The organism is Bradyrhizobium sp. Arg816, from assembly GCF_029989365.1.
Lineage (GTDB): Bacteria > Pseudomonadota > Alphaproteobacteria > Rhizobiales > Xanthobacteraceae > Bradyrhizobium.
In genome coordinates, this window is record NZ_JAPRAQ010000007.1 from 1 (window position 1) to 23,898 (window position 23,898).

The following is a 23,898-nucleotide window of genomic DNA, read 5'->3' on the forward strand; positions in this document are numbered from 1 at the left end:
CCGATCAATCCCCAGCTCGTCGCCTGGGAACTGTCGCCGCGTCTGCCGGAACGCGCCATCATCACCAGCGATTCCGGCTCCTGTGCTAACTGGTTTGCGCGAGACCTCAAGATCCGGCGGGGCATGACGGCTTCGCTCTCCGGGGGCCTCGCTTCGATGGGCGCCGCGGTCCCTTACGCACTCGCGGCGAAATATGCCCATCCGGACCGGCCTGTGATCGCGCTGGTCGGCGACGGCGCCATGCAAATGAACAACATGGCCGAGCTGATCACCGTCGCGAAATACTGGCGATCCTGGCGCGATCCGCGCTTCGTCGTCTGTGTTTTTAATAACGAAGACCTCAACCAGGTTACTTGGGAACAGCGGATCATCAATGGCGACCCAAACTTCGAGGCCTCGCAGCGTATTCCCGACGTACCCTATTCGCGCTTTGCCGAGATGATCCGCCTGACCGGCATCTATGTCGATAGCCCGCAATTGCTCGGCTCGGCCTGGGAGCAGGCGCTGGCGAGCGAGATGCCCGTGGTACTGGACGTGAAGACTGATCCTGAGGTGCCGCCGCTGCCGCCGCACATCACCTTGCAGCAGGCGAAGAATTTCTCACTGGCCTTAGTGAAAGGCGCCCCCAACGAGACCGGGTGATTAAGGGAGCGGCAAGGCAGGTCCTGGAATCCATACTACCCGGAAAGGAGTGAAGAGCGATTTAGTGACATCCAGGACGGCGTCGACGTGAACCAATAGATAGCACTCCTCTTCTTCCACGATCACCTACCCGCCGCAAATCGCCGGAGGTTATCCATCACATCCCGCGGTGCGCTGGCGTGCCCTTGATGGGCATCCCGGAGATGTAGGACCGGCCTTCCGGGCATTCCTCCTGCACAAGCCGATCCCGCTCAGTACACAAGCCCTCGACCTTAACCTGCATCCGCTGAAGAAGGGTTTCAGCCGAGGCAGTCGAGATGCCGGCGTGCTGGCGGCCGATTTGCATACGCATGCGCTCTAATTCGGAGTGGAAGCTGAGGCCAGGCGCGGGCATCGCCCACGAGAACAAAATAAGAACTCAGCAATAGGAACATGATTTCCGCGCTCTCGTTGGCGCCTAGGAAGCCAACAGGAGTTTTCGATGAAGAAGATCATTATCGCTACCGCCGCCCTCGGTCTAATGTGCGGCTACGCCTTCGCTCAGACTTCCGGTCCCGCTCCGAAATCCGGCAACATGCAAAAACCCGGCGTGCACAACACGGAGAAGGGTTCGATGACCAAGGGCACCACCGGCATGAGCAAGGACGGCATGGCCAAAGGCGGAATGGTGAAACCCGACGCGTCCGGCCAAGGAGGCTCCGGTCCCGGCAGCGACCAGGGCGGCACGAAAGTGGCGCCCGGTAACATGAATTAAGCTAAGGCTCCTATCTGGTCCACTTCTCGACCGCGCCGCTAAGGCGGCGTGGCGATCTCACGTCACGCCGTCATAAGCGCTTGCCCGTTGCTAGGTTCGTTTTCTGCGTCGACCAAATTGAGTGCGATAACGGACCCTTCCCGCTTCAAAGCCGCCACTCTGCTCCGAGTTGACCCACGGGTTCTCATTATGCGGGTTTTGGGGCAACACATCGTCACGCGCGCGCCTCGCGCCATCCATCCGTGAAGCCTCAAGGCCATCCTTCCAGGAATCGCCGTCGCCGCCACTTCCACATCGGCGATCGCCGCCGATGGAATATTGTCACGCAACGATCGACGGCGCACGGTCCGGACTGTGTATCCGGCGACATCTCGAGTTGTCTCGCCGCAGCAAAGGATTTGTACGGAGTCGCGCCGGCACCTGTCAGCGAACACCTAAATTGTAAGGGTCTGGCGCAATTGGCTAACTGCACGCAGCGCCGGCGCGACAACTTATCCTACCGCGCCGGCTCCGGCGAAGCTTTAAGGGACGCTTCTACCCAGTTTCGAACTCGCTCTACCGCTACTGGATGGGCGTACGTCCAGCTATGAACAATTCCCCCAAGCCCGCTGCCTTCGGTCCAGTCGATATGCGTTAGCGAATGCCCGCCGAACGGAAGGGGTTCAACAGCCAACTCGACTAGAAACCCCGTCGATAGCCCGGTCCAACCAAAGGACCAGGAAGCGATGGCTTGTGTGACGTAAACACCGACCGACGCCCCTAAAAATAGAAAAACAACACACGGAAGCACGAACATTACAAAACGAAACCCAAACCAGAAAAGGAAATCAGAGACGTTGTGCACGTCAAAGACGCCTGCAAGAAAGACACAGATACCAACTATTGGAAAGAAAGATCAACGCCGTCTGAATCAATAAAGAGAGAAGAATTGAGGCTAAGCAAGTGAACAGTCCCACGAGAATACCACTCTTGCTTGAGAGGGGTCGGACAGCCTAAGAGCTTAGATACCTTTACGCCGAGCCACGCGATAAACTGGACCGCGGACAATGCAGCCGCCGCCTCATCGCCTGAGCAGCGCAGGAATAGATAGTTCCCGCTGGGCATGTCGGCCGTTTGCTGGTTTATGGTCTCTTCGACCATCGCGCTTCGCCAATCGGATTTGCTGAGTCTTCTACCCGCCAGAAACTCCGTAACGATTATCGCAACGCCGACCGTAAGGCCTAAGCGTGGATATTCGAAGTAGGCGAACGTCACCTGGCAAAGCGTAGCGAAATTTAACGCAACAAAAAGCGTTAAGAGGTAAGAGCCATCGCATTTGCTGTTGGACGAATTGCAACGAAGGGGTCGATAGGAATGCGCATCCCTCCACGATGGCGGCTTCTCGATGGTTCTTGAGGAAGTAAGCAATTGCACTTCCGCCATGACTGTGGCCGATCAGGAAAATCTTCTCATCTGATTGGCCGAGCAAGCAGCGAGCACGGCGTCAGAAATATGCAGCGCGGCAACTTCGCGCGCCGCTGTCCAGGGGTCTGCTGCTTGTTGGGATTCTGCTCGTCTGCCATGTGAACGTTCTTTCACTTCGTGGATGATGACAATCATGCGCGAAGGTGCTCGTTCCTATTCATTGGGCTTAACGAGACCAGGGTGCTCGGCGGTCAGCCGGGCTGACATGCCGCGTCATCCGCGTGGCTTTTCGCGTTCCATGACGACGTTTTTTGCCTGCTTGTCTTTTCTCAGGGCGAGATAAACGGGGTGCCGCATCTCGCCGGAGCTCGTCCACTCAGTGAATTTCACCTCGGCGACGAGTTGCGGCTTCACCCAGGTGGTGACCGCTTCGTCCTTCACCTTTTTGCCGAAAAAAGATTTGGCGGCTTTGAGCTTGATGAGCTTTTCGTGGAGCTCTCCGAGCGTTTCGCGGCTGAAGCCGGCCCCGACATGGCCGATAGAACGCCAGCCATTCCCTTCTCGCAGCGCAAGTGTTAGCGCTCCGAAAAACGGTCTCGTCCTCCGCGGTGCCGTAAAACCTGCGATCACCACTTCCTGGCGTTTCGAGGTTTTGATCTTCAGCCAGTCGTCGGTTCGCGCGCCTGACAGGTACTTGCTGTCGGCGCGTTTTGCCATGATGCCTTCAAGACCTTTGCGCTCGGCCTCCTCAGAAAATTTCACGCCGAAGGTCTTTCGGTCGCGGCTGAACCCGATGAGCTTGTGTTTCGGCAGGATAGCCTTAAGGCGTTTTTTACGCTCCGTGAGGGGTAGGCCACGAAGGTCTTCGCCATCCTGAAACATCAGGTCGAAGGCGACGTATTGCAGTTTTGCTTCATGGCGAAGCGCGTTCTGAAGCAGCTGGAAATGCGACACGCTGTCCTTGCCGATCGCTACGAGTTCTCCATCTATGATGGCATCGCCTTTGATACCTTCCGAGCGCCTGGGCGACTTCGATATAGCTGTGGCTGATGATCTTGCCGTTGCGGCTGTAGAGAGTGACCTTGCCACCGTCGATTCTAGCGACCATGCGGAATCCGTCATACTTATCCTCGAATATCCAGCACTTATCGTCGAACGGCGCGTCGGTCAGCGTCGCGAGCATGGGCTGGAGGCGCTTCGGCAATGTAGATACGCGCGCCACTAGTATTCACCTTCTTCGAGCACGTTACGAAACGTGACCGAGTAGCGCAGGCTTTCGATGCCGGGAATGCTGTGCTGCCATTCGGTGCGCGACGGACCGCGGAGAAGGTAGACGGAGCGCGGCTCGGCAACGAGGGTGTTCCTCTCGAACGACTTAACCGTTCGCCTGCGAAGCCTGAAGATACAGGAAGACAGCAGCGAAATGCTGGCAACATCGCCAAAAACGGAGCGATCCTTATGCCAGCCGATCCCGGTGCCGGGCGCGTACTCGGTCACGAGAACCTGCTGGAAGCAGCCGGGCGCAATGCCGGCGAATGCCTCGGCACGGGCCCGAACCGGGGTCAGAAATTCAGGCATGTCCTCAGTTCTGGTGAGACCACCGCCATTGAAATCGTAGCGCCAGCCAAAAGAAACGGTACGGCGCTTCCCGGTGAAGCCGCGGAATTCAAATTCCCTGAATGGAAGCGTCTCGATATCAGTCAGAAGCGCACGCTCTTCATCAGCAGAGAGAAACTCCGGCTGATACTTCATACCTTCTGGAAGGAGACCGGCTCCGAAGAGATCGAGTGTCACGTTACTTACGGGCACTCGATTTTTTCCACGCCTTGGAGTTGACGGGCTTGGGGTCGCCCCGGTCACCCTGTCCCGCTTTCACTTTTTTCTTCGCTGTTATGCGGCGATCCTGAGAAAGCGACCGGCTCACATCATCGCTTTCCTTGATACTGCCTTGCGCATCACGGCGAACATATCGCTTGTCGCCTCGAGGCGCGATCAGCTCACGCTTCGCTGCCGCCCGCCATTTCGTAATTCGCTTCATGTGATCTGCCCGCTTTTGGTCTGGTGGTATCCCAACTTTCCGCAAAGGCGCACGGTTCCGTTTCGGGCGCGTCCTCCTGCTGCGCAGCCGACCGGGCTCTAGCGCGTTCCTTAGCAGTCCGGCGCCCGGGTCTTCGTCCGGCCAAACGGTCACGATCCCCCGCGCGTCCACGGGGATGCCGCCGCTTTAGCCGTCAAGGGCAAGCCCGCGCGAGCGCGGGTGCATCGCCGTACCCTTGACTGCCTTCCCTGCTCATTGCCGCGTGGCTAGCCTGGTTGCTGGCCGCAACCTTCTAGGTAGGAACCAAGACCGGGCCGCTCCGTTTGAGCTCACTTTCGAGGACGCCGCCGATGTCAAAGAACGATGAGCTCCGCTACGGGGCACCCGGAGAAAATGCGATTCATATCTGCGTCGACATGCAGAGGATGTTCGCGGAAAGCACGGAGTGGAAAATGCCGTGGCTGCCGCGCGTCCTGCCCAATGTCGTTTCGGTCACCGCTGCCCATCCCGAGCGCACCCCCGGTTCGTTCCGGCCCAGAAGCCCGGCCAGGGTGCCGGCCATGTGGCGGCGCTATTATGAGCGCTGGGGATCGATGACCATCGACGAGCTTGGCCCGGAGATGATCGGTCTGGTCCAGGATCTCGCGCAGTTCGTTCCGCCCGCACGCATCTTCGACAGGCACGTTTACTCGCCCTGGACAGGGAGCGATTTCCACGAGCAGCTTCGCGCGGCTCATGTCGATACGATCATCATCACCGGCGGCGAGACCGATGTCTGCGTGCTGGCGACCGTGCTCGGCGCCGTCGACTGGGGTTACCGCGTCATTCTTGTCACCGACGCCCTGTGCAGCTCGGCTGACGAAACGCACGACTCCATGATGAATATCTACTTGAACCGCTTCGGGCAGCAGGTGGAGTGCGTCACGACCGAAACGCTTCTCGGCAGCTGGGCCGGCAGCGCCAGGTCAAGGCTTGTATCATGAGTAAATCTTACCTCATGCAGATTCTCCTGCCCAAAAAGCGAGGAGACGGAGAGCCGGTTTCGCAACGCTGGTTTGAGGAATTCCGGCCGAGGCCGCTAAGCGACTTGGCGTGGCGGTCTCAAGGCCCGCTAAGGGCCGGTCCGCACTTCCATCTGAGCCAATTTGCCAATACATGGTCCCGGCGAAGCCCATGTCGAGTCTGCCAGTGCGAGCCATCGTCGAGTTCGAGGATGCGGCTCTCGGAATGCGCCTGACCTTCATGTTTTCTGTGGTGGACGCTGATTGTCACCGTGCCTTGCGCTACGCGCCGATAAATCCGCGGCGTAGCAAGCCGGCCAGCGCGCCGCGAAAACTGGCGACGCCAGCGATGTTACCGTGGGACGCGCTGAAGAGCTGTACCACCAGACGCTGATACTGTTCGGCGCTGAGCTCAAGGCGTGCCAGTATCGTGTTGCAGGATCGCGAGACCATCGAAATATCGGTCCATCCCACCCCTTCCAGGTGAATTTTGTAGCGCCAACCGGCAAGCTCGAGCGCCTCGCCTCCCGCGCCCGCGAACCGCACGGAGGTCGGCGATATTGCAAGCAGGCGGCACGACATGAGTTTTCCTTCGCCTGAGAGCCATACAGGCTCGTCCGTTTCGAACATGTGGCCGGGGCGAGGCAATTCAAAGCAGACCACAAACGCGATGAAGGCGATCAGCATCGCGATGGCCGCCCACAGGAGGTTGAAGAAATCGAGCGCGGAAATCTCGCTGGCCGCGTAGGGGGAAATGAACGCCCAAATGATGCTTGCGGCGGAACTTGCTGTGATCAACCCAAAGATGGCGGCGAGCTTCCAGTGGATGCGCGGCGCTGATCGGTCACCGCCCTTGTCCGTGATTTTGAAGGGACGGCCGAACGGCTTAACGATGGCGCTCAGCAGCGTTGCTGTCACCGCAAAGCAGGTGACGGCATGGGTGGCCTCCATGAACAAAGGCAGCGTCCGCGCGCGCGATATCCAGCCCATATAGATAATCTGCCCGAGCAGCGCCGGCACGCCATAGCGCAGGAAGGAATGATAATCGGCTTCGAATGCCGGCAGCCCGCCGAACCAATAAATCGTCGGCGCGATCAACAGCAGCACCATGAAGGGTTTAGAGAACCAGTTCAGCACACCGTGCAGATAATGCCAGCGCTGGGTGAAGCTGAAGCCGCCGCCGAGCAGCGGACCGCCACGCAGCAGGGCAACCTGTATGGTGCCGAGGCACCAGCGAGCGCGCTGGGTAACGTATTCCGGAATTCCTTCGGCTGAAAGTCCGAAACTGAGCGGCTCGTTCAACCAGGACGTGCGATAGCCGTGCGCCAGCATGGTGTAGGTGAGGTTGATATCCTCCGATATTGCCTGGTCGGGAAAGCCGCCGATCTCGTCAAGCCGGTCGCGGCGAACGACAAAGGAGGTGCCGACGCAGAACGCGCAGCCCCACGCATCCTTGGCCGGTTGAAAGATGTCGAAGAAGAAGCGTTGATCGTCGATCCAGCTCTTCGCGGCCAGCAGATTGTGTTGGATCGGATCGGCGTTGTAGTAAAATTGCGGGGTCTGCACGATCGCGACCTCCGGATCGGACAGCAATAGGCCAACGGTACGTTTTAGAAAGTCCCGCCGTGGCGCGAAATCCGCATCGAGCACCAGAATGACGGGTGCGTTGGTCGCGCGGGCGGTTATGGCCAACCCATTATTGAGGTTGCCGGCCTTGGCGCCCTTATTGTCGGGCCGCGTCAGATGACGCGCGCCGACCCGCTCGCAATATTCCCGCAGCCAGTCGCGCCGCGTGTCATCAAGCACCCAGACTGTCGCATTGGTATAGTCGAGCGCCAGTGCGCTCAGAATCGACCGCTCGAGGACTTCGAGAGGTTCGTCATAGGTGCAGATGAAGATGTCGACGGCGGGATGACCATCCTCCCCGGACAAAAGCTGTTGTGCCGCGTCGGCCTCCGCGGTGCGGTCGGTACTGCGGAACAGGATGACGATCGAGATCAGCGTGTACAGGATTGCGAGCAATTCGAACGCAATGAAGAGCCGCGGCCAAAGGCTTTGCGCTGACGGCTCAAACGGCGGCAGCGTATCGTTCCACCGCCACAGCGCATAAAGGACGAGAAGGGCTGCGGTCGTCGCCCCGAACAGAAAGCGGTCTCTGGCACGCAACGGATCCAGCAGTCGCGCCATAACCAAAAGTCCAAGCAGAATTCCGATGTCGATGGTCAAGATGGATGAATTATCGGCGGCGGTTGGTGCCATCAACGTATCCTTTTCCCGGTGAACGGGTTCCAACCTGTTTCGGCCAGTACGGCCCACGCGGTCGCGCCGAGATGCGGGCGGCGGTAGTAGAAGAAGTCGGGATCGCCGCTACCGGTGGGGTCGATCGATAAACCCGTTGTCAGTCGCGCCGGGCGTGAGGCATTGAGCAGGCCGGTTGGTGTCCGGTCCTCATTTAGGTTTGCCAGTAGCCGATCGCTCTCCTGTGCGTTGCCGCTGATCCGGTAGGCCAGTGCCGCCTGCGCCGTGCCCTCAACCCAGAGGCCGTCGCGATCGCCGTTGAAATCGAAGCCGCCAGCGACTGCCAGTTGAGCTTTCGCGAAGCCGAGCGCGCTCTTCCAGACCTCGGGCGATTCAGGAATGGCCATCCAGGGCCAAAGCTGAGCGTCGAGCGCGAGCAGACCTTCGTCCGCAAGATTGCCGTCAAGCTTCGTCCCAAGCAGGAAATGGTCTCCGCGAAAGGCACGATCGAGCAGTCGCCTGGCCTGCCCCGCCGCGCCGTCGTATTTTCGTTCGCCAGTCAAACGAAACAGCCAGCGCGCGGCCGCGTGAACATCGGCATTGTGCTCGGTCGACATCCAGGTGAGCCTGACCTGCTTCGGGTCGTAGCCGTGAAAGCCGCCGTAAAAGCCATCCGAGGAAGCGGTCGCCTCGATGACCCAATCGATCAGACGTCTCGCGTCGACGAGATACTGAGGATCGTCGGTCGCCTGATGGAGCGTCAGCAGTGCCAATGCGGCCCAGGCAACGTTTCCCGTCGAAGTGCCGTCCTGTGCCGCATCCTCCGCCCAGATCTTGGCATGTCCATCCCACCAGCCGGGTAGATTGGGAGCATCCTGCTTCACCGCACCGGCACGATAGGCATTGCGCACGCGGCCGTCATCAAAGCTTCGGTCCTTGCGTGCGGCGCGGCTCAGCGCATTGCCGATGGATCTTGCATCCGACACATTGCCGCAAGCAATCAGCGCAATGGCGGCGAGCGCATTATCGTAGACGAACGCTGTTGTGGCGAGACCAGCCGGAAGGTTCGCTTCATCCGTGCCGGGTTCATAACTCCGGATGAAAGCCGCGTCGGCTGCGCGTGTGTGCGGCGCGACCGCCTTGTCCAACCCGGCGCAGAAAGTGCTTGCGGTTTGCGCCGTTTGGCCTGCGGCCGCCGGCGAGCCCACGACTGCCGCGCACAGTGCCATAAGGATGAGAGGCTTCATCGTGATACGAGGTTGCGAATTCCGGGCGCTCCGTCATCGTCGGCCATTGGTTCCTGCGGCTTCGAGGCGCGGAAAGCATCATGCAGACGAGCGACTCCGGCTCGGCGGGTATCCGCATCCAAAGACACATTTTTCGCGGTGTCGGTGTTGTCTGCGTCGTCCCGAATCCACGAAGCGACAGAATGGCCTAACCGGTGCCAGGTGACCGACATTGAGGGGACCACACCATTCTCGCGCGTCACCGTCACCCATTGGCCGACCGGACAAGAGGATTGGTCTGCAGTCCCCGTTTGCTGCGCTGATGTGCGGTCTCCGCCGGCACCATCCGGCGTGATGATGGCGTAGAGCTCACGCCGTTCGGTTTGCGGAAACGGAACCGCAAAGCGCTCGTCGACCTTGTCGCTGGTCTTCGGTAGCACCGCGCTGACGACGCCGGACTGCAACGAACTTCCGTCGATGCGAACGCGGGTGCCGGGCATCATGCTCTGACCCTGCCGGTAGGAGAAGATGGCAACAACAAAGCGCTTGTCGCAGTCGATGATGGAACTGATGGTATCGCCGGCGTTCACATGCCGTCCCATCGCGGCCCCGACGGTCAACACCTTCCCCTGGCCGTGCGAAAGGACATTGGCATCCGCCAAAGTTGCTAGCCTTCCTTGTTCGGCGTCGATCAAGTACTCCAGGTCGGCGAGTACCGCAGATTGCTGCCTTTCTTCGATTTTCATCCGCCTGGCGTCCAGATCGATGTCCCTGCGCTTCTGAGCCAGATTATTGAGAGCAACCAGTTCGTCTCCAACATAGATCCCCCTGCTCAGGGCATTGAGCTGTGAGATCTTTTGATTCAGCTTGGCGACCTCTGCTTCCGCACCATGCATGGCAGCAGCATATTGCTGGGTCGTCGGCCTAAGCATCTCGATACTTGCGGCATTGCGTGTCACCATATTGCTCTGCCGGTCCACCAAGGCCTTCTTTTCACCGCTCGTAGCGTTGGATTGAGCAACGCGGGCGCGAAGCTCCTCGATCTGCGACTGGAACTGACCCTTAAGTTGGCTGGTCTGGTTAGCGAGTTCGTCGTCGAGGGACGAAACATAGTTGAGATCGGACTCGTGCTTTGCGCGCGTAGCGTCGAGCTTTTGACGCGCATCAGACGCCTTCTCCTGCAGCGAGATGAGCGTCCCCCGATCAAGTCTTGGATTCCTAATCTGCGCCAGCGTGTCGCCATCGCGGACGTCCCGCCCGGGAAGTACTGTCAACAAACCAATTTCGCCGCTGATTGGCGCGGTCAGAAGAGTGACAGGGGCGTTAACCACCGCGCGGTCGGATTGATCTGCGACGATCGGCGGCGCTACCGCTGTCAGCATCAGTACAGACAGAATGCCCGCCACGCCTATGGTGAATATTCTCAATAATGCGGGATGCCCCCGGACAGGGCTGCCGGTTTTGGATCTATCAATCATCAGCATTCTCTCGGTTGGACGTGCCCTAAAAAGCGCTTAACTAGCGATCAATTGCTGGATTTTCCCGACGCTCGCTAAAGACTGCAACAATGCAGAGCCCGTTTAGTTGCTGCCGAAAATGAAGGCGGGTGAACGCCCTGCAGGAAGAGCGTTAGACGCACAACGGACGTGAACGGTAGCTAGCCGATTGGTTCCCGATTTCCGCGCGGTGCGGTCAGTTGCCGCGAGCGAACAGATCCGCACACTGTCGTCAGCTTCGACTATATCAAGGCCGACAGTCGCCCCGACGAATTTGCCCGGGCCTGCGCATCCCTTGTCATCGTTGATGAAGCGCACGCCTGCATGGGAAACGCTCCTTGCGGTCATCTCAAGCGGGCAGCGTTGTTGTTTGCTGTACCCGTAAGAATACGGGGCTGAAAGCTTGGGGAGCCGCCAGCCGGGCGTCGCAACGCAATTTCGCGCGGCCTTTTAGGCCTGGTGTTGACTTCAAAGGTGCGCGCGTTGCCGAAAGTTCCCGTGTCCTTAATTGTACGTCGACGGCGGATGCGTATCGTATATAAACTCTGTCTGCGACCGTCGGCAGGCAGATCTCCGATGGACCGGATTGGATTCACGGGATCAAGGCTGACGGCTACCGGATGCTAGTCAGCTCTCTTTTTTGAAAATTCTCATGCGGACCTTATTCATCATCTTGGGCATTTGGCTGCTGATAAATGCCCTCTTCGTCGTGATCATGCTTCCGCCGCGGAAGCCTCGGAGGTCGAACGGTGAGAGCGGGCCGAGCGGCCTCTGGCCTGCATTGATCAATCGAAGTATCCACTCTCCAGACCAAGACGACGACCGCTTCTCGCTACGCCACGCTCTCATCGCGATTGCGCTCGGCGCCTTCTTTTCCCTAACGCCACCTCTGCTGGAGGTTTACGATGCAATCAGGGCATTCCTTTCCCGGTCAACGACAGGGGAAGGCGGACGAAGATCCGGTTAGCGGTGGACCGCCTGAGTATATTTTTTGCGCTTGCTCGCAACGAGCTCGAAAAAGATTTGAATAACCTTCCCCCAACTCAGACTGACTTACCAACCACTCCTCGCGGCCTTGAAATGTCTACGGCCGGTACGGGGTCCACTGGACTTGATGTCTTGCGGATACTTGAGCTCGCGAGCTTGGGACAATCGGCTGGGTTCGCGTAAACCATGCGGGCCGCCCCTTGCCCTCAACCGGCATTTGGTCGCATCAGCCTTGCGGTCGCCACATAACCGTGGCGGAGGAACATTTCTGAGCAGCTTCGCTTGATGCCGTGGAGATCAAAGGACTTGACGGCGGGTCGTGCAACGCGCTTCGAGAGGTTGAGCCGCGCATGAATCCGATGGAAGCCGAATCTGTCGACCAATTGCCGCGCGGAGCCCAGTGGCAGTATGAGCCGAAGTGGGACGGCTTCCGGTGTCTTTTGATCCGCGACGGCAACCAGATAAGCATGCAATCCAAAAGCGGCCGCGATCTCGTTCGCTACTTCCCGGAGGTTGCCGCGGCCGCTGCCGCCTTATCGCCGAAAGTGCTCACCCTGGACGGTGAGTTGATTGTCCAGCTCGCGGAGGGATATTCATTCGACGCGCTGCTTCAGCGCATTCATCCGGCGGCCAGCCGGGTCAAGCGTCTTGCCGAAGAAAGGCCCGCAAACTTCATGGTTTTCGACCTGCTGCGATCGGGCACGATAGATTTTTCGGTTCTACCGCTCATGAAGCGACGCGCCGCCCTCGAAGCGTTTTCGCGAAAAGCTTTCCGTACCGACGGCCTCTTTCGTCTATCACCGGCGAGCCGCAACTATGCGGATGCCGACGCTTGGCTCAACAGCGTAAATGAGGATCATGACGGCGTGGTCGCCAAGCGCCTCGACCTGCCCTATCGAGGCGGTACCCGGGATGGCATGCAGAAGATCAAGCTGCTGCGATCGGCCGATTGCGTTGTCGGTGGGTTTCGTTATGCAGAGAAGAAGCAGGGCAATCGCAAGGTGGTCGGCTCGTTGCTGCTCGGTCTCTACGACGAGGAAGGCCTTCTGCACCATGTCGGGTTTAGCTCCGGCATCCGGTCATCCGATCGGCTGGCTTTCACGGACCGTCTGGAGAAGATTATCAAATCGCAGAGCTTCAGCGGCAATACACCCGGCGGCCCAAGTCGCTGGTCGACGAAGCGATCAGCCGAGTGGAAGGCCGTGCGCCCGACTTACGTTATTGAAGTGTCGTACGATCACGTAACCGGCGATCGGTTTCGGCACGGCACGAAGATCATCCGCTGGCGACCCGACAAGAAGCCCTCACAATGCCGCATGGATCAGCTTCGTCAGAAGGCAGCCACGCGACCGTTGAAAGCCAGGGCATAGCGGGGGTTGTGGAAGGCCCACGGACGTTTCCAAAAGAATGCAGGCCAGGACATCTCGTCGAGGTCCTGGCCTGCAGGGTCAGTAGAGTCTCAGGACTGGCCGCCCTTGCGTCCGGCTTCGCTGGCCTTTTCGCGATCATTGGCGAAGTTGCCGGGATTGTCCGACGAACTGCCGCCCTGCTGGCCGGGCTTGCTTCCGCCTTGTGTCTGTTGACCCTGCTGGCCGTGGCTCTGCTCGCCACCCTTCTTGCCGGCTTCCGATGCGCGCTGCGGATCGTTGGCGAAGTTTCCTGAGCCACCGCGTTGTTCATCTGCCATCTGTCTTCTCCTTCTTGGTTGCCCGGCCCATGGAAGGCTAGTGGCGAGATCCCCGGCTCGTTCCTTAGACAAACGACGAAGGTTGGTCAGAGATTATTCGCCAGCATACTGCGGGTCGCTTGCCGCACGGCTTCGATGCCACTCACATTTTTCATCAAAGCGATCTCGCCTTGTTGTTCATGTCGTATGGCATGCGCCATCAAGCGCAGGCGCGGATCGCCGGAAGAATGCCATTGGCTATCCGCCATCTGGACGGCCCCTGCATGATGCAGGCTCATCAGGCGAATGAAGACAGCATCGAACTCCCCATCGACCGCGTTGCGCACATCCGCCATTTGTGCCGGCGTCAGATAGCCGGGCATAGCCGCCCGCTCCTCGCCGGTGCAGACCGCCATCGGCTCGCTAAACCATCCGCGCCACCAATGCTCGAAGATACGGTTTTCGCCTACCTGACTGGCCGCCATCAGGGCCGCGAGCGCACGCAAACGCGGATCTTGCGCGCGCTGTTGGCCAACCCTTGCAAGCTCAATACCTTGCTCATGATGCGTTACCATATGGCGCATGTAGCGCTGATCGCTGGCCACATCCCGGCTCAGGATCGGCGGTGGCCAACCCAACCTTTCGACCATGGCAACCAGGCCTAACGTTGCAAGCACGAGGAGTGCTCCGGCCGCCCAGCGTTTGGCAAAGCGTACGGCAGGCGTCGGCGGCGCACGCCCCAGCGGCCAGCGCAGCCAAGCGAACAGGGGGTAGATCGAGGCGGACGAAAGGTGGACGAGAAAGCCGATCCAATAGGGTTGTTGCAAGGTAAAGATCGGCTGAAAGAACGGGAACAGCGGCACAAGCACGAACCACTCGGTCGCCGAGGTAAAGACAGCCCAAGGAATGGCCAGCCAAAAGAGAGTGCCGGGCGCGAGACGGCTCGTCCAGCGCCCGAACAGGCCAAAAAATACCAGCGCCCAGGAGAAATCCGCCCATTGATGAAAGGCGATGCCAAGGGCGATGGCCTGATATGAGGGCGCAGCGCTCAACATGACGTCGCGGCCGGGAATAGCAGCGACCGTCATCCAGTCGACCGCCGCGTCCCGGCCCAACTGCGCTGCCGCAAGCTGGCTGATGAGCGTCGAAAATGTGCTGCTGACGAGGCCGAGCTGCGCGGCCGCCAGCCAATTTGACTTTGCCTCTTTAGCGTCGCCCTCTCCCATCAGCCGAACGGCTTCATCACGACCTTGATGCATCCATCCTGCTTAGCGCGGAACGTCTTATAGAGATCCGGGCCTTCCTCGAGCGTCGCGCGATGGGTGACGACAAAACTTGGATCGATCTCGCCCTTTTCGATGCGTTGCATCAGCTTGGGCAGATAGTGCTGGACGGGGGTCTGGGCCATGCGGAAGGTCAGCCCGCGATTGATGGCGCTGCCCATCGGAATGTTGTCGAGCATGCCGCCATATACACCGACGATCGAGACGGTGCCGAAGTTGCGGCAGCATTGGATCGCCTGCCGCAGCACATGCGGCCGATCGGTTCCCATGAAAGTCGCTACCTTGATGCGATCCATCACGGACTCCTTGCTCGCCATGGTCTCCGGCTCGGTGCCAACCGCATCGATGCAGGCATCAGCTCCGCGGCCTTGCGTCAGCTGCTGGATGCGCTCGTAGACATCTTCTTTCATGAAATCCAGCGTGAGCGCGCCCGACTGCATGGCGAGCGTTAGCCGTTCGGGCACTGTATCAATCGCGATCACGCGTTCGGCGCCTAGCAGAAACGCGCTCTTGATCGCAAACTGGCCGACCGGCCCGCAGCCCCAGACGGCGACCGTCTCGCCGCCTTTGAGGTTGCAGAATTCTGCCGCCATATAGCCGGTCGGGAAAATATCGGAGAGAAACAGCACCTGCTCGTCGGTCAGCCCCTCGGGGATCTTATACGGCCCGACGTCAGCATATGGGACGCGCATATATTCGGCCTGGCCACCGGCAAAGCCGCCCAACATGTGCGAATACCCAAAGAGGCCGGCGGGCGAATGACCCCACATCTTCTCGGCCTGCTTGGCATTGGGGTTGGAGCGTTCGCAGCCGGAATAAAAGCCGTTCTTGCAGAAGAAACACTCGCCACAGGCGATGGTGAACGGCACCACGACGCGATCGCCAACCTTGAGCTTGCTGTTGTCCTTGCCGACCTCGACGACCTCACCCATGGTCTCATGGCCGAGCACGTCGCCCCTTTCCATGGTCGGCATGATCCCGTCAAACAGATGCAGATCCGAGCCGCAGATCGCGCAGGCTGTCACCTTGATGATCGCGTCTCGTCCGTCCTGGATCTTCGGATCAGGAACCGTTTCGCAGCGAATGTCGCTTTTGCCGTGCCAGGTGAGGGCTTTCATGGACCGCTCCAAGGGTTGCGCGACCAGACCAAGCCTCAATCTTGCGGCTGGTTCCTAGCCGCTTAGGAACGCTCTCGCCTGTGCCCCATTAGGCTCAAAGCCACGCAAAAAACCGAGAGGGAATGCCTATGGCCGGACAGTTTGCAATCTTAACGGGCGCCTCGACCGGCATCGGCTTTGAGCTCGCCCGGCTCTGCGCCTCCAAAGGATATGACCTTCTCATCGCCGCGGATGAGCCCGAGATCGAGACGGCGGCAGAGGCGCTGCGCAAGGAAGTCAACAGCATCGCCGTTGTGGCGCTGAAAGCCGATCTCGCTACCATTGAAGGCGTCGACAAACTCTACGAGGTGGCACAAGGCCGCAAGGTCGACGTGCTGATGGCCAATGCAGGCCGCGGTCTGGGCCATGCTTTCCTGGATCAGGAGTGGGCGCGTATCCGGCAGGTGATCGACACCAACGTCATGGGCACGACCTATCTGCTCCATCGCGTGGGCCAGGACATGCGCCGGCGCAATGAGGGACGGATCCTTATTACCGGGTCGATCGCCGGCTTTATCCCCGGCAGCTTTCAGGCCGTCTACAATGCCTCTAAGTCGTACCTGAACTCCCTCTCTTTTGCGCTACGCGAGGAACTGCGCGACACGAAGGTGACGGTCACCTGCCTGATGCCGGGTGCCACCGAGACCGAGTTCTTCGCACGGGCAGATATGCTCGATACCAAGGTCGGCTCCGAGGACAAGGACGATGCCGCGATGGTCGCCCGCAAGGGTTTCGAGGCGATGATGTCGGGCGAAGGCGACGTCGTGACCGGTCTCAAGAACAAGATCCAGTCGGCGGTCGCCAATGTGATGCCGGCCGAATCTCGCCAAGCAGCATCGCAAACAGGCGGAGCCCGGCACCGCAAAATCCTGAGGGCTCCTCAAGCTGTCATTGATCCGTTGGCCCCTTAGCGGATCGCTGTCGCGCCATGCATCCGAGGGCAACGCAGACGATGCGCGAGGCGGCGAGCACGCCTAAGCCTCGTACGTCCGCATCCGGCACCAGCTCCACGAGATCAAAACCAACGATCCGCGCCCGCCTTGTCACGCCATGTAACAGCTCGACCACGTCGAGATAGCCTAACCCGCCCGGTTGAGGAACGAGAACAGCAGGGATCACGCTGGGATCAAGGCCATCGCAATCGAGCGTTGTGATGCAACGGCTGCCCGGCGGGATGTGATCGAGGATGGGTTGCACGCCGTTCTGTCGCACTGTCGCCGCACTGAACAGTGTCGCGCCCCAAGCACGGGCATCGGCGAGATCGACCGCCCGCGAGCCACCAATCCCGCGTTGCCCCACCTGAATGATGCACTCCACCCATGGCATCTCGCTGGCCCGCCGCATCGTGCTCGAGAATGTGTGCTTGAGACCAGCGCGCTCGTCACGCCAGTCGAGATGCGCATCGATCTGCAGGATGGTGAGCGGACCAAACTGCTCGAATCCCGCGAAGAATGGAATGGGGACCGAGTCATCGCCGCCAAGCAGCAGTGGCACGGCACCCGCCTTCAGAATGCTGGCTGTTGTCGATGCGACAAGCGACCGGTTCTCCTGGGGTGTCGCCGGATTGGTCGGAAGATCGCCAAGATCAACGGCCCGCAGCCCCTCGGCCACCAAGGGGCCATTCTGATCGAAATCCCACCGCAAGGGATCACGCGCAATTTGCTGGGTACTTTCGCGAAGGGCTGAAGGAGCACAGGCGGCATGGCTGTTAACGCCTGGCACATGCGGCGTCGCGTCCGGCGCACCAAAGATCACGACATCCGCGCTTGAGAATGTGTCGGGCGCCGCCGCAGGGAGGCCCAGAAAGGTGGCGGGGTGACCGGATGTGTCATGGCATGTATGGAAGGCCTAAATGCCTATTGGTATTGGCAACGGCAATTGCATGTCCGCGAAGCATCCTTCATAGCGGTCGGTAAAGGCATGCAGGGCCTCCGGTATATCGCGGAGCTGGAGGTCGCAGCGTCGCCGCAATTCGTGAACCACTTCAGCCGACGCATCGCGCACCCAGCCTTGAGCGAGATTGAAGACTGCGACCCGGCGCCGACATTTGCATTTCCCCTCCAGCAAATCCATCACAACGGCTTCGAAGTCGCTGCCAAGGACCGGCGCCTCGCACCAGACAGGGGCCGAGGCGCCATGATCGTCCTCAACGAGATCGATGTCCTGCTCGCCATGCTGAGGGACGATGGACGACATCAGAAACGCCTCCGATTACAGCGCATGGTGACCGACGCAGAAGCAAAGCTGCGCAGTTGCTGTGGCACCGCCCTCATCCGCCTACTGTTCGGTCTGTTCGACGGCCGCCGGCATCTTGGCGACCGACATCAGAGACCGCGCGACTTGGTTGAGCAATTGGTCAGCGTTTTCCTCCTCTGCCAGTGACTTCGATAGGAGGCTGACCACGGCGCTATGGCGTAGCTGCTGGGCGAGGTTGCGCGCTGTCGTGTAGCCGGCAATCTCATAATGCTCGACCCGCTGCGCCGCGCCGATCAGGGCGAGGTCGGCCGCGGCGTCTTCCTTCTCCTCGCCCTCGGTCATGACTTCCTGACCTTCTTCGACAAGACCCATCATGCCCTTGCAGGGCTTGGCGCGCGCGGACTTGCCGAGCAACTCAAAGCATTCATTGATGCGCTCGATCTGGGTTTCGGTCTCGCCGAGATGCAGCTCGAACAGCTCGCGCAACTGGTCGAACCGCGCCGCTTCCGCCATCTTGGGAAGCGCCTTCGTCAACTGCTTCTCGGCGTGAAGGATGTCGCGGAGCTCGTCGATCAGCAGGTCGCCAAGACCGGTCTCGTCGACCGGCGGTGAGCTTTCGGTGACGATAGCCGACGCGGGTCCTGGTTCCCCGGCCTGAATGGCCGGCGATTCCGTAAAGACCCATTCGCCGCCCTCGTTCCAGGGCCCGCGGGTGTCGATCTCACCATGATCGCCGGTGCCCGTGGAGTCGTTGAAGAACTGGTCGACGAGACCCGGTGTGGGCGCGATGCGGCCAATGCTGAAGGCCGGCTTGCTCATGCTCTCGAGGGCGAGCGAGAATGCCTTCATATGGGTGATTTCGCGGGTCATGAGGAACTGCAAGGCGTCCTTAGTGCCGGCGTCGTCAGTAAAGTTGATCAGGCGTTCGTAGACGATCTTCGCCCGCGCTTCGGCGGCGATATTGCTGCGCAGATCCACGTCCAGTTCGCCCGTGATCTTCAGGTAATCGGCGGTCCAGGCATTGCCTTGCGAATTGAAGAGGTTCACGCCGCCCCCACCCGCGATCGCGATCAGCGGATCGGCCTCGGCCGCCTGGCGATCAAACTTCGCCGGCTTGAGATGCATGCGGGCCAGCGTACCGACGACTTCCAGATGACTCAGCTCTTCGGTGCCGATATCCATCAGGAGGTCCTTGCGATCGGGGTCCTCGCAATTGAGGCCCTGGATCGAATACTGCATCGCGGCTGCAAGTTCGCCGTTAGCGCCGCCGAACTGTTCAAGAAGCATATTGCCAAAGCGCGGGTCCGGCTCATCGACGCGGACGGTGAACATCAACTTCTTGACGTGGTGATACATGGAAGAGCCTCGGGCTTGAAGGGAGATGAGTCCCGAACAGCCAGGCGCTGCGGTTGTTCCTATCGAGGCGGAAGTGTCTCTGTGGCGGTCCAAGGTGGTCGCGCCAATTCGCTGATCAGATTTCGGCTTCCCGATTCATGGGCCAAAACGATCCGGACCTCATGCTTGCAGGAACGGATGGTTGCCCAGCACATTCATTGTGCGGGAGGCCTTCCGTAGGAGGATCAAATGGACAGCGAAGACGCCTTGGCAAAAGTGAAGGACGTTTCGGAAGGCGTACGTGAGACCGCCCGCACGGTGCGGCAAAGCCTGGAAGAAGGGCAGCCGCCGGGCCAGGCGCTCGCCTTTCTGCGCGACGTGGTGCGAGAGGCCCCGCTGCCCTCGCTGCTCGTCGCCTTCATGCTGGGCTGCCTGATCGCGCGTCGTTAGCCAGCAATATCGCGGTCAATCGCAAGATCATCGAGCAGGGGTGAAGAGCCTCCGGCAAGCAACGCGGCCAGAAGTTCCGCCGCAAGAAAGCTGAAGGTAATGCCGTTGCCGCCATAGCCAAAGGCGGCAAAGATATTCTTGCAGCCGGGCACCGCGCCGATCAACGGCAGGCCGTCATGGGTGGTATCGAAAGCGCCCGACCAGGTGAAGTCGACCCGGTCCGATGCCTGCGGCCAAAGGGCCTTCAGACAATCCTTGAGCGCCGCAACCTTTGCCGGTGTGGCGTCATTGCGAGCCTCGGGCTCGATCAGCGCATGATCATCCTCGCCACCAAGGATGACGCGGCCATCAGCTGTGGTCCGCGCATAATGATAGTTCCGGCTCGCTTCCCAGATCATCGCCTGTTCGGGCCAAAGATTGCCTGGCTGCCGCCGGGTCGCGATAGCCCAACTGGAGGCTGGTCGGGCTGTGAGCTTCACGATGTCGGGTACCACATAGCCGGTCGCGAGCACGACATGGCGCGCCTCGATCGAAAGCCCGCTTTCGAGGCCGACGGTTACGCTTTAAGCCGCGCTATCAAAGGCAACCGCATTGGCCTTGAGAAGGCGTGCACCGCGCTGGACGGAGATATCGAGCAGGCCATGCGTGAGCAGCACGGGATCGGCATCAGCCGCGTCCCTTGACAAAAGGGCGCCCGCCCGCGCGATGCCAAAGCGCTTCAGCAGCGAGGCATGATCGAGAAAGCGGGATGGCTGATCGGCGCGGTTTCGCAGCGCATATTCATCCTGAACAAGCTTCGGACTGTCATCGACAGCGAGATAGAGCGAAAGACGAGGCCGCATCTGGCAGGCTATTCCATGATGGGCAACGAGAGACAGCAGGCCTTGCGCGGCATGGTGGCTGGCCCGATAGCAGCGCACGGCTTTCTCGAAGCCGTAGAGCTGCGCGAGCTCAAACAATGGCCGGTCGATTTCCCAGAGCAGCATGGCGGTGCTGGCCGCCGTGCTGCCGAGACTGGGAAGTTCGCGGTCGATAACAACAACCTGGTGGCCTTGCCGGGTCAGGCGCTCGGCCACCAGTGCGCCGGTAATACCGGCGCCAATGATCAGAATCCCGCAACGAGAGCTTTCAGCGATCGGTTCAATCGGCCGCGGCGGCAGGACGGCCCACGGTGTACGCGGGCTGCGCAGATCATCCTGCTCGATGTCATCGCCCTTGAAGATGGAACGCTCCCAAGTGCCTTGATCCGCTAGACCTTCACCGCGCGCAAAGCCGACACGGCCGGTGCATTGATCGGCTGTCCGTTGGGGGCAAAGATCGAACCGTGGCACGGGCAGTCCCAGCAGCTCTCAAAGCTGTTCCAGTGCAGATGACAGCCGATATGGGTGCAACTGGCCGAATGAAGATGCAGTTCGCCGGCCTTGTCCTTGTAGGCGGCGATCTTTTCGAGACCTCGGCGCAGGATAGCGCCCTCACCCGGCTCAAGCTCTTCGAGGGAAGCGATTTCACCCGGTGCCACGTATTCCGCGAGATTTTGCAGGATCGTCATGTTCTCGCGTAGGAAGTTCCGCGCCGCTGCGAGCGGCTTGCGATCCGGCGCATAGACGGGCTTCCAGGGATGATCTTCGCCCAGAATGAGCGCCGTGTTCAGCATCGCGCCCATCACGCCATGGGTTAGACCCTGGCCTGAATCTCCCATCGCGAGGTAGATACGCTCGCTGCCGGGCTCGCGGCCGATGAAGCCGGCATAGTCGATCGTGTCGAGAACCTGACCCGACCAGCGATGGGTGATGCGGCCCAAAGCCGGAATCAATTCGCGTGCCCAGCTTTCCAGCCCGGCAAAGCGTTTGTCGGCGTCGTTGGCTTCGCCGCTTTTATGGTCTTCGCCGCCGACAAGAACGAAATCATGATCGTCTGGGCCGGTTTGCAGCCGTACATAGTGGTAGGGATCTTCGGTGTCCCAATAGAGCGCATCGGGAAGTTCGCCCCGTTCAATGGCGAAAGCGAGGACATACGTGCGATAGGGAGCCACCTTCGTGTGCAGTTGAAAGCGATCGGCGATGGATGCGTTGGTCGCGATCACGGCGTGGCTGGCCGTGACCTGCCCTTGCGATGTTCGCAGCGTGACGGCGCCGTCCTGCTCGGCAACTTCTTCCACTGGACTGTTGGCAAAGAAACGAACGCCGCCGCTCTCGCAAACGGCCGCAAGTCCGGCGAGATATTTAAGGGGGTGGAATTTTGCTTGGCGTGGATATCGAAGGACATGCCGGTTCTCGCAGCCGTTGAGCGGCACGCCGACCAGCCGGTGAACGGGAGCGCCGACCTCGCGCACCGCTTCCAGCTCCTCATCGAATATATCGGCCGGCATGCCGTTGCCTTGAAAAAGATAGCCGTCAGTACGGAGGAAATCGCAGGCTATATTCTCGCCGGCCTGGATGTCCTCGATCCGGTCGACGGCGGCAGCCTGACTTTCGTAGAACAGCTTGGCGGCATCGGCGCCGCGCATCTTCTTGAATTCGCACATCAGATCATCACAAAGCGGCGCAAGGTGCGCCGACGTGCGCGCCGTCATACCGCTTGCGATGCCTTTGCGATCAATGACAATGACCGACAGGCCGCGTTTCATGAGTTCGTACGCCGTCGAGAGCCCGGCGATGCCGGAGCCGACCACGGCGACATCGCAGTGCACATCGCCTTTGAGCGCTCCCGCTTCCGGCAGGATCTCGGTCTCCATCCAGAGCGATGTGCTGACCATGTTGAACTCCACCCAAAGAGGCAAAACGCGGCCTGTTCGCGCGGGTTCCGGCGGACGCGCGATACGCCACGTCATCATCTTCCCGGCCGGCTGCGGCGTTGTCGCATAGGAACTGTCACGCTGAGCGTGCGTTTCCCCCGCTTTGGAGCAAGGAGTAAGCCATGGGACTATTCACCAAAGACATCAAGACGATGGACGACCTGCTGCTGCATGGCTTGCAGGACATCTATTATGCCGAACGGCAGATCACCAAGGCCTTGCCGAAAATGATCGACAAGGCCACCAACCGTGATCTGGCCACGGGCCTCAAGAACCATCTTGAGGAGACCAACAAGCAGATCGAACGGCTTGAGAAGGTCTTCGAGAAACTCGGCCAATCGCCAAGCGGCACGCAATGCCCGGCCATCGACGGCATCATCAAGGAAGCCGATGAAACGGCCGGCGAGATCGAAGACAAGACGGTGCTGGATGCGGCGATCGTAGCCAACGCGCAGGCCGTCGAGCACTACGAGATTTGCCGCTATGGCACCTTGATCGCTTGGGCGGAAGAGCTCGGCCACGACGACATCGTGCGCTTCCTGGCGACGAACCTCAACGAAGAGAAGGCGGCGAACACCAAGCTCAACACAGTCGCGTTGCGCAAGGGCGTCAACAAGAAGGCCTCCACCGCCGCATGATCCGGCAGGGCCCGACGGATCGTTTTCCAGCGGGCCTGCTACTCCTTTCGAGGCCAAGTCATCCGTCATGACTAATCTCACAAAACTGCCGAGTTGGGCCGACGTGAACAACATCTTCGCCGTGGTCGAGACGCCGCGCGGCAGTTCGTGCAAGCTCGAATTCGATCCTAAGCTCGGTGCTTTTGCTCTTGCGAAGCCGTTGATGGCGGGCCTGACCTATCCCTACGATTGGGGTTTCATTCCCTCGACCAAGGCCGAGGATGGCGATCCACTGGATGTGCTGATCCTGCACGACGCGCAAACCTATCCCGGTGTTGTGCTACGCTGCCGGCCGATCGGCATTCTCGAAGTCGAGCAGAAGAAAAAGGGCAAGAGCGAGCGAAACGACCGCATTTTTGCGGTGCCGGACCGGTCCCCGCTCGAAACGAATCTTAAGGATATCCGCAGTCTTCCATCGCATGCGCGCGATGATCTCGAACAGTTCTTCCGGGCAACGAATGCCCTGGAGAACAAGGAGCTGAAGTTTCTCGGATGGCATGGGCCGAACCGTGCGACCAAGGCCATCAAACGGCTGGCCCGCTGAACCGCACGCA

At 60.0% G+C, this 23,898-nt stretch carries 20 protein-coding genes and 4 pseudogenes; 8 read left to right on the top strand and 16 right to left on the bottom strand.

Annotation, left to right across the window (positions count from 1 at the left end):
* Positions 1-695: pseudogene (locus OWC48_RS18365) on the top strand (thiamine pyrophosphate-dependent enzyme); the annotation flags it as partial.
* A gap of 104 nt (positions 696-799) precedes the next feature.
* On the opposite strand, the gene OWC48_RS18370 reads toward OWC48_RS18365, so the two are convergent.
* A complete protein-coding gene (locus OWC48_RS18370) occupies positions 800-994 on the bottom strand; it encodes a hypothetical protein (RefSeq protein ID WP_282521230.1) in 195 nt (64 codons plus the stop codon).
* Positions 995-1,123: 129 nt separating this feature from the next.
* Between OWC48_RS18370 and OWC48_RS18375 the strand changes: the two genes are divergently transcribed.
* On the top strand, positions 1,124-1,396 hold the full coding sequence (locus OWC48_RS18375; protein ID WP_282521231.1) for a hypothetical protein: 273 nt from the start codon (positions 1,124-1,126) through the stop codon (positions 1,394-1,396).
* A gap of 1,434 nt (positions 1,397-2,830) precedes the next feature.
* Here OWC48_RS18375 and OWC48_RS18380 read toward each other — a convergent pair.
* From OWC48_RS18380 to OWC48_RS18395, 4 genes and pseudogenes are all read right to left on the bottom strand, one after another.
* On the bottom strand, positions 2,831-2,995 hold the full coding sequence (locus OWC48_RS18380) for a hypothetical protein (protein WP_282521232.1): 165 nt from the start codon (positions 2,993-2,995) through the stop codon (positions 2,831-2,833).
* Positions 2,996-3,073: 78 nt separating this feature from the next.
* Positions 3,074-4,022, bottom strand: a pseudogene (ligD, locus tag OWC48_RS18385) (non-homologous end-joining DNA ligase).
* Positions 4,022-4,594 carry an alpha-ketoglutarate-dependent dioxygenase AlkB gene (locus OWC48_RS18390; protein ID WP_308776798.1) on the bottom strand — a complete coding sequence of 191 codons (573 nt, stop codon included), beginning with the start codon at positions 4,592-4,594 and terminating at the stop codon, positions 4,022-4,024. Before OWC48_RS18390 ends, ligD begins: the two are co-directional and overlap by 1 nt.
* Position 4,595: 1 nt before the next feature.
* Entirely contained in the window at positions 4,596-4,838 is a 243-nt protein-coding gene (locus tag OWC48_RS18395) for a hypothetical protein (protein WP_282521233.1), read from the bottom strand.
* A 452-nt stretch (positions 4,839-5,290) separates the two neighbouring features.
* Between OWC48_RS18395 and OWC48_RS18400 the strand changes: the two genes are divergently transcribed.
* On the top strand, positions 5,291-5,821 hold the full coding sequence (locus OWC48_RS18400; protein ID WP_306664380.1) for an isochorismatase family cysteine hydrolase: 531 nt from the start codon (positions 5,291-5,293) through the stop codon (positions 5,819-5,821).
* Positions 5,822-6,121: 300 nt separating this feature from the next.
* Here the strand turns inward: OWC48_RS18400 and OWC48_RS18405 are convergent, their stop codons facing one another.
* From OWC48_RS18405 to OWC48_RS18415, 3 genes are read right to left on the bottom strand one after another with little or no spacing between them, the layout of a single operon-like run.
* Positions 6,122-8,098: a cellulose synthase catalytic subunit gene (locus tag OWC48_RS18405; protein ID WP_282521235.1), complete on the bottom strand. Its 1,977-nt coding sequence runs from the start codon at positions 8,096-8,098 to the stop codon at positions 6,122-6,124.
* Positions 8,098-9,324 carry a hypothetical protein gene (locus OWC48_RS18410; RefSeq protein ID WP_282521236.1) on the bottom strand — a complete coding sequence of 409 codons (1,227 nt, stop codon included), beginning with the start codon at positions 9,322-9,324 and terminating at the stop codon, positions 8,098-8,100. The genes OWC48_RS18405 and OWC48_RS18410 overlap by 1 nt, the downstream gene beginning before the upstream one ends.
* A complete protein-coding gene (locus tag OWC48_RS18415) occupies positions 9,321-10,781 on the bottom strand; it encodes an HlyD family efflux transporter periplasmic adaptor subunit (protein ID WP_282521237.1) in 1,461 nt (486 codons plus the stop codon). Before OWC48_RS18415 ends, OWC48_RS18410 begins: the two co-directional genes overlap by 4 nt.
* 1,355 nt (positions 10,782-12,136) lie before the next feature.
* On the opposite strand from OWC48_RS18415, the gene OWC48_RS18420 reads away from it, so the two are divergent.
* Positions 12,137-13,156: an ATP-dependent DNA ligase gene (locus OWC48_RS18420; RefSeq protein ID WP_282521238.1), complete on the top strand. Its 1,020-nt coding sequence runs from the start codon at positions 12,137-12,139 to the stop codon at positions 13,154-13,156.
* An 89-nt stretch (positions 13,157-13,245) separates the two neighbouring features.
* On the opposite strand, the gene OWC48_RS18425 is transcribed toward OWC48_RS18420, so the two are convergent.
* The 3 genes from OWC48_RS18425 to OWC48_RS18435 form a co-directional block, all read right to left on the bottom strand.
* Complete coding sequence (locus OWC48_RS18425) at positions 13,246-13,473, bottom strand: general stress protein (RefSeq protein WP_282521239.1); 228 nt, start codon at positions 13,471-13,473, stop codon at positions 13,246-13,248.
* 86 nt (positions 13,474-13,559) lie between these two features.
* Positions 13,560-14,711 (bottom strand): DUF305 domain-containing protein, encoded by a 1,152-nt coding sequence (locus OWC48_RS18430; protein ID WP_282521240.1) that lies wholly within the window; start codon positions 14,709-14,711, stop codon positions 13,560-13,562.
* A complete protein-coding gene (locus OWC48_RS18435; protein ID WP_282521241.1) occupies positions 14,678-15,853 on the bottom strand; it encodes a zinc-dependent alcohol dehydrogenase in 1,176 nt (391 codons plus the stop codon). The genes OWC48_RS18430 and OWC48_RS18435 overlap by 34 nt, the downstream gene beginning before the upstream one ends.
* A 122-nt stretch (positions 15,854-15,975) precedes the next feature.
* Between OWC48_RS18435 and OWC48_RS18440 the strand changes: the two are divergent.
* Positions 15,976-16,765, top strand: a pseudogene (locus OWC48_RS18440) (SDR family NAD(P)-dependent oxidoreductase).
* A 15-nt stretch (positions 16,766-16,780) separates the two neighbouring features.
* Here the strand turns inward: OWC48_RS18440 and OWC48_RS18445 are convergent.
* The 3 genes from OWC48_RS18445 to OWC48_RS18455 all read right to left on the bottom strand — a co-directional run bounded on the left by OWC48_RS18445 (position 16,781) and on the right by OWC48_RS18455 (position 19,444).
* The gene (locus tag OWC48_RS18445; protein WP_282521242.1) at positions 16,781-17,647 is read right to left on the bottom strand and encodes an arginase family protein; all 867 of its coding nucleotides are present in this window, start codon (positions 17,645-17,647) and stop codon (positions 16,781-16,783) included.
* A 93-nt stretch (positions 17,648-17,740) separates the two neighbouring features.
* A complete protein-coding gene (locus OWC48_RS18450; RefSeq protein ID WP_282521243.1) occupies positions 17,741-18,088 on the bottom strand; it encodes a hypothetical protein in 348 nt (115 codons plus the stop codon).
* A gap of 81 nt (positions 18,089-18,169) precedes the next feature.
* A complete protein-coding gene (locus tag OWC48_RS18455) occupies positions 18,170-19,444 on the bottom strand; it encodes a DUF892 family protein (RefSeq protein WP_282521573.1) in 1,275 nt (424 codons plus the stop codon).
* A gap of 228 nt (positions 19,445-19,672) precedes the next feature.
* On the opposite strand from OWC48_RS18455, the gene OWC48_RS18460 reads away from it, so the two are divergent.
* Positions 19,673-19,873 carry a hypothetical protein gene (locus tag OWC48_RS18460; RefSeq protein ID WP_212454792.1) on the top strand — a complete coding sequence of 67 codons (201 nt, stop codon included), beginning with the start codon at positions 19,673-19,675 and terminating at the stop codon, positions 19,871-19,873.
* Here the strand turns inward: OWC48_RS18460 and OWC48_RS18465 are convergent.
* A pseudogene (locus OWC48_RS18465) lies at positions 19,870-20,985 on the bottom strand (NAD(P)/FAD-dependent oxidoreductase). The gene OWC48_RS18460 and the pseudogene OWC48_RS18465 sit on opposite strands and share 4 nt — an antisense overlap.
* Before the next feature lie 137 nt (positions 20,986-21,122).
* Entirely contained in the window at positions 21,123-22,628 is a 1,506-nt protein-coding gene (locus OWC48_RS18470; RefSeq protein WP_282521244.1) for an FAD-dependent oxidoreductase, read from the bottom strand.
* 161 nt (positions 22,629-22,789) lie between these two features.
* Here OWC48_RS18470 and OWC48_RS18475 point away from each other — a divergent pair, with 161 nt between their 5' ends.
* Both OWC48_RS18475 and OWC48_RS18480 read left to right on the top strand, forming a co-directional pair.
* Positions 22,790-23,305 (top strand): ferritin-like domain-containing protein, encoded by a 516-nt coding sequence (locus tag OWC48_RS18475; protein WP_282521245.1) that lies wholly within the window; start codon positions 22,790-22,792, stop codon positions 23,303-23,305.
* A gap of 121 nt (positions 23,306-23,426) precedes the next feature.
* Positions 23,427-23,888 (top strand): inorganic diphosphatase, encoded by a 462-nt coding sequence (locus OWC48_RS18480; RefSeq protein WP_282521246.1) that lies wholly within the window; start codon positions 23,427-23,429, stop codon positions 23,886-23,888.
* The last annotated feature ends 10 nt before the right edge of the window (positions 23,889-23,898 follow it).

Bases quoted from the DNA above. Each gene is read 5' to 3' on its own strand.
- OWC48_RS18405 (WP_282521235.1), bottom strand. From the start codon at position 8,098: ATGGCACCAACCGCCGCCGATAATTCATCCATCTTGACCATCGACATC.
- OWC48_RS18420 (WP_282521238.1), top strand. From the start codon at position 12,137: ATGAATCCGATGGAAGCCGAATCTGTCGACCAATTGCCGCGCGGAGCC.
- OWC48_RS18470 (WP_282521244.1), bottom strand. From the start codon at position 22,628: ATGGTCAGCACATCGCTCTGGATGGAGACCGAGATCCTGCCGGAAGCG.
- OWC48_RS18475 (WP_282521245.1), top strand. From the start codon at position 22,790: ATGGGACTATTCACCAAAGACATCAAGACGATGGACGACCTGCTGCTG.
- OWC48_RS18400 (WP_306664380.1), top strand. From the start codon at position 5,291: ATGCCGTGGCTGCCGCGCGTCCTGCCCAATGTCGTTTCGGTCACCGCT.
- OWC48_RS18435 (WP_282521241.1), bottom strand. From the start codon at position 15,853: ATGAAAGCCCTCACCTGGCACGGCAAAAGCGACATTCGCTGCGAAACG.
- OWC48_RS18380 (WP_282521232.1), bottom strand. From the start codon at position 2,995: ATGATTGTCATCATCCACGAAGTGAAAGAACGTTCACATGGCAGACGA.
- OWC48_RS18425 (WP_282521239.1), bottom strand. From the start codon at position 13,473: ATGGCAGATGAACAACGCGGTGGCTCAGGAAACTTCGCCAACGATCCG.
- OWC48_RS18460 (WP_212454792.1), top strand. From the start codon at position 19,673: ATGGACAGCGAAGACGCCTTGGCAAAAGTGAAGGACGTTTCGGAAGGC.
- OWC48_RS18395 (WP_282521233.1), bottom strand. From the start codon at position 4,838: ATGAAGCGAATTACGAAATGGCGGGCGGCAGCGAAGCGTGAGCTGATC.
- OWC48_RS18450 (WP_282521243.1), bottom strand. From the start codon at position 18,088: ATGTCGTCCATCGTCCCTCAGCATGGCGAGCAGGACATCGATCTCGTT.
- OWC48_RS18375 (WP_282521231.1), top strand. From the start codon at position 1,124: ATGAAGAAGATCATTATCGCTACCGCCGCCCTCGGTCTAATGTGCGGC.
- OWC48_RS18430 (WP_282521240.1), bottom strand. From the start codon at position 14,711: ATGCATCAAGGTCGTGATGAAGCCGTTCGGCTGATGGGAGAGGGCGAC.
- OWC48_RS18455 (WP_282521573.1), bottom strand. From the start codon at position 19,444: ATGTATCACCACGTCAAGAAGTTGATGTTCACCGTCCGCGTCGATGAG.
- OWC48_RS18415 (WP_282521237.1), bottom strand. From the start codon at position 10,781: ATGATTGATAGATCCAAAACCGGCAGCCCTGTCCGGGGGCATCCCGCA.
- OWC48_RS18410 (WP_282521236.1), bottom strand. From the start codon at position 9,324: ATGAAGCCTCTCATCCTTATGGCACTGTGCGCGGCAGTCGTGGGCTCG.
- OWC48_RS18370 (WP_282521230.1), bottom strand. From the start codon at position 994: ATGCGTATGCAAATCGGCCGCCAGCACGCCGGCATCTCGACTGCCTCG.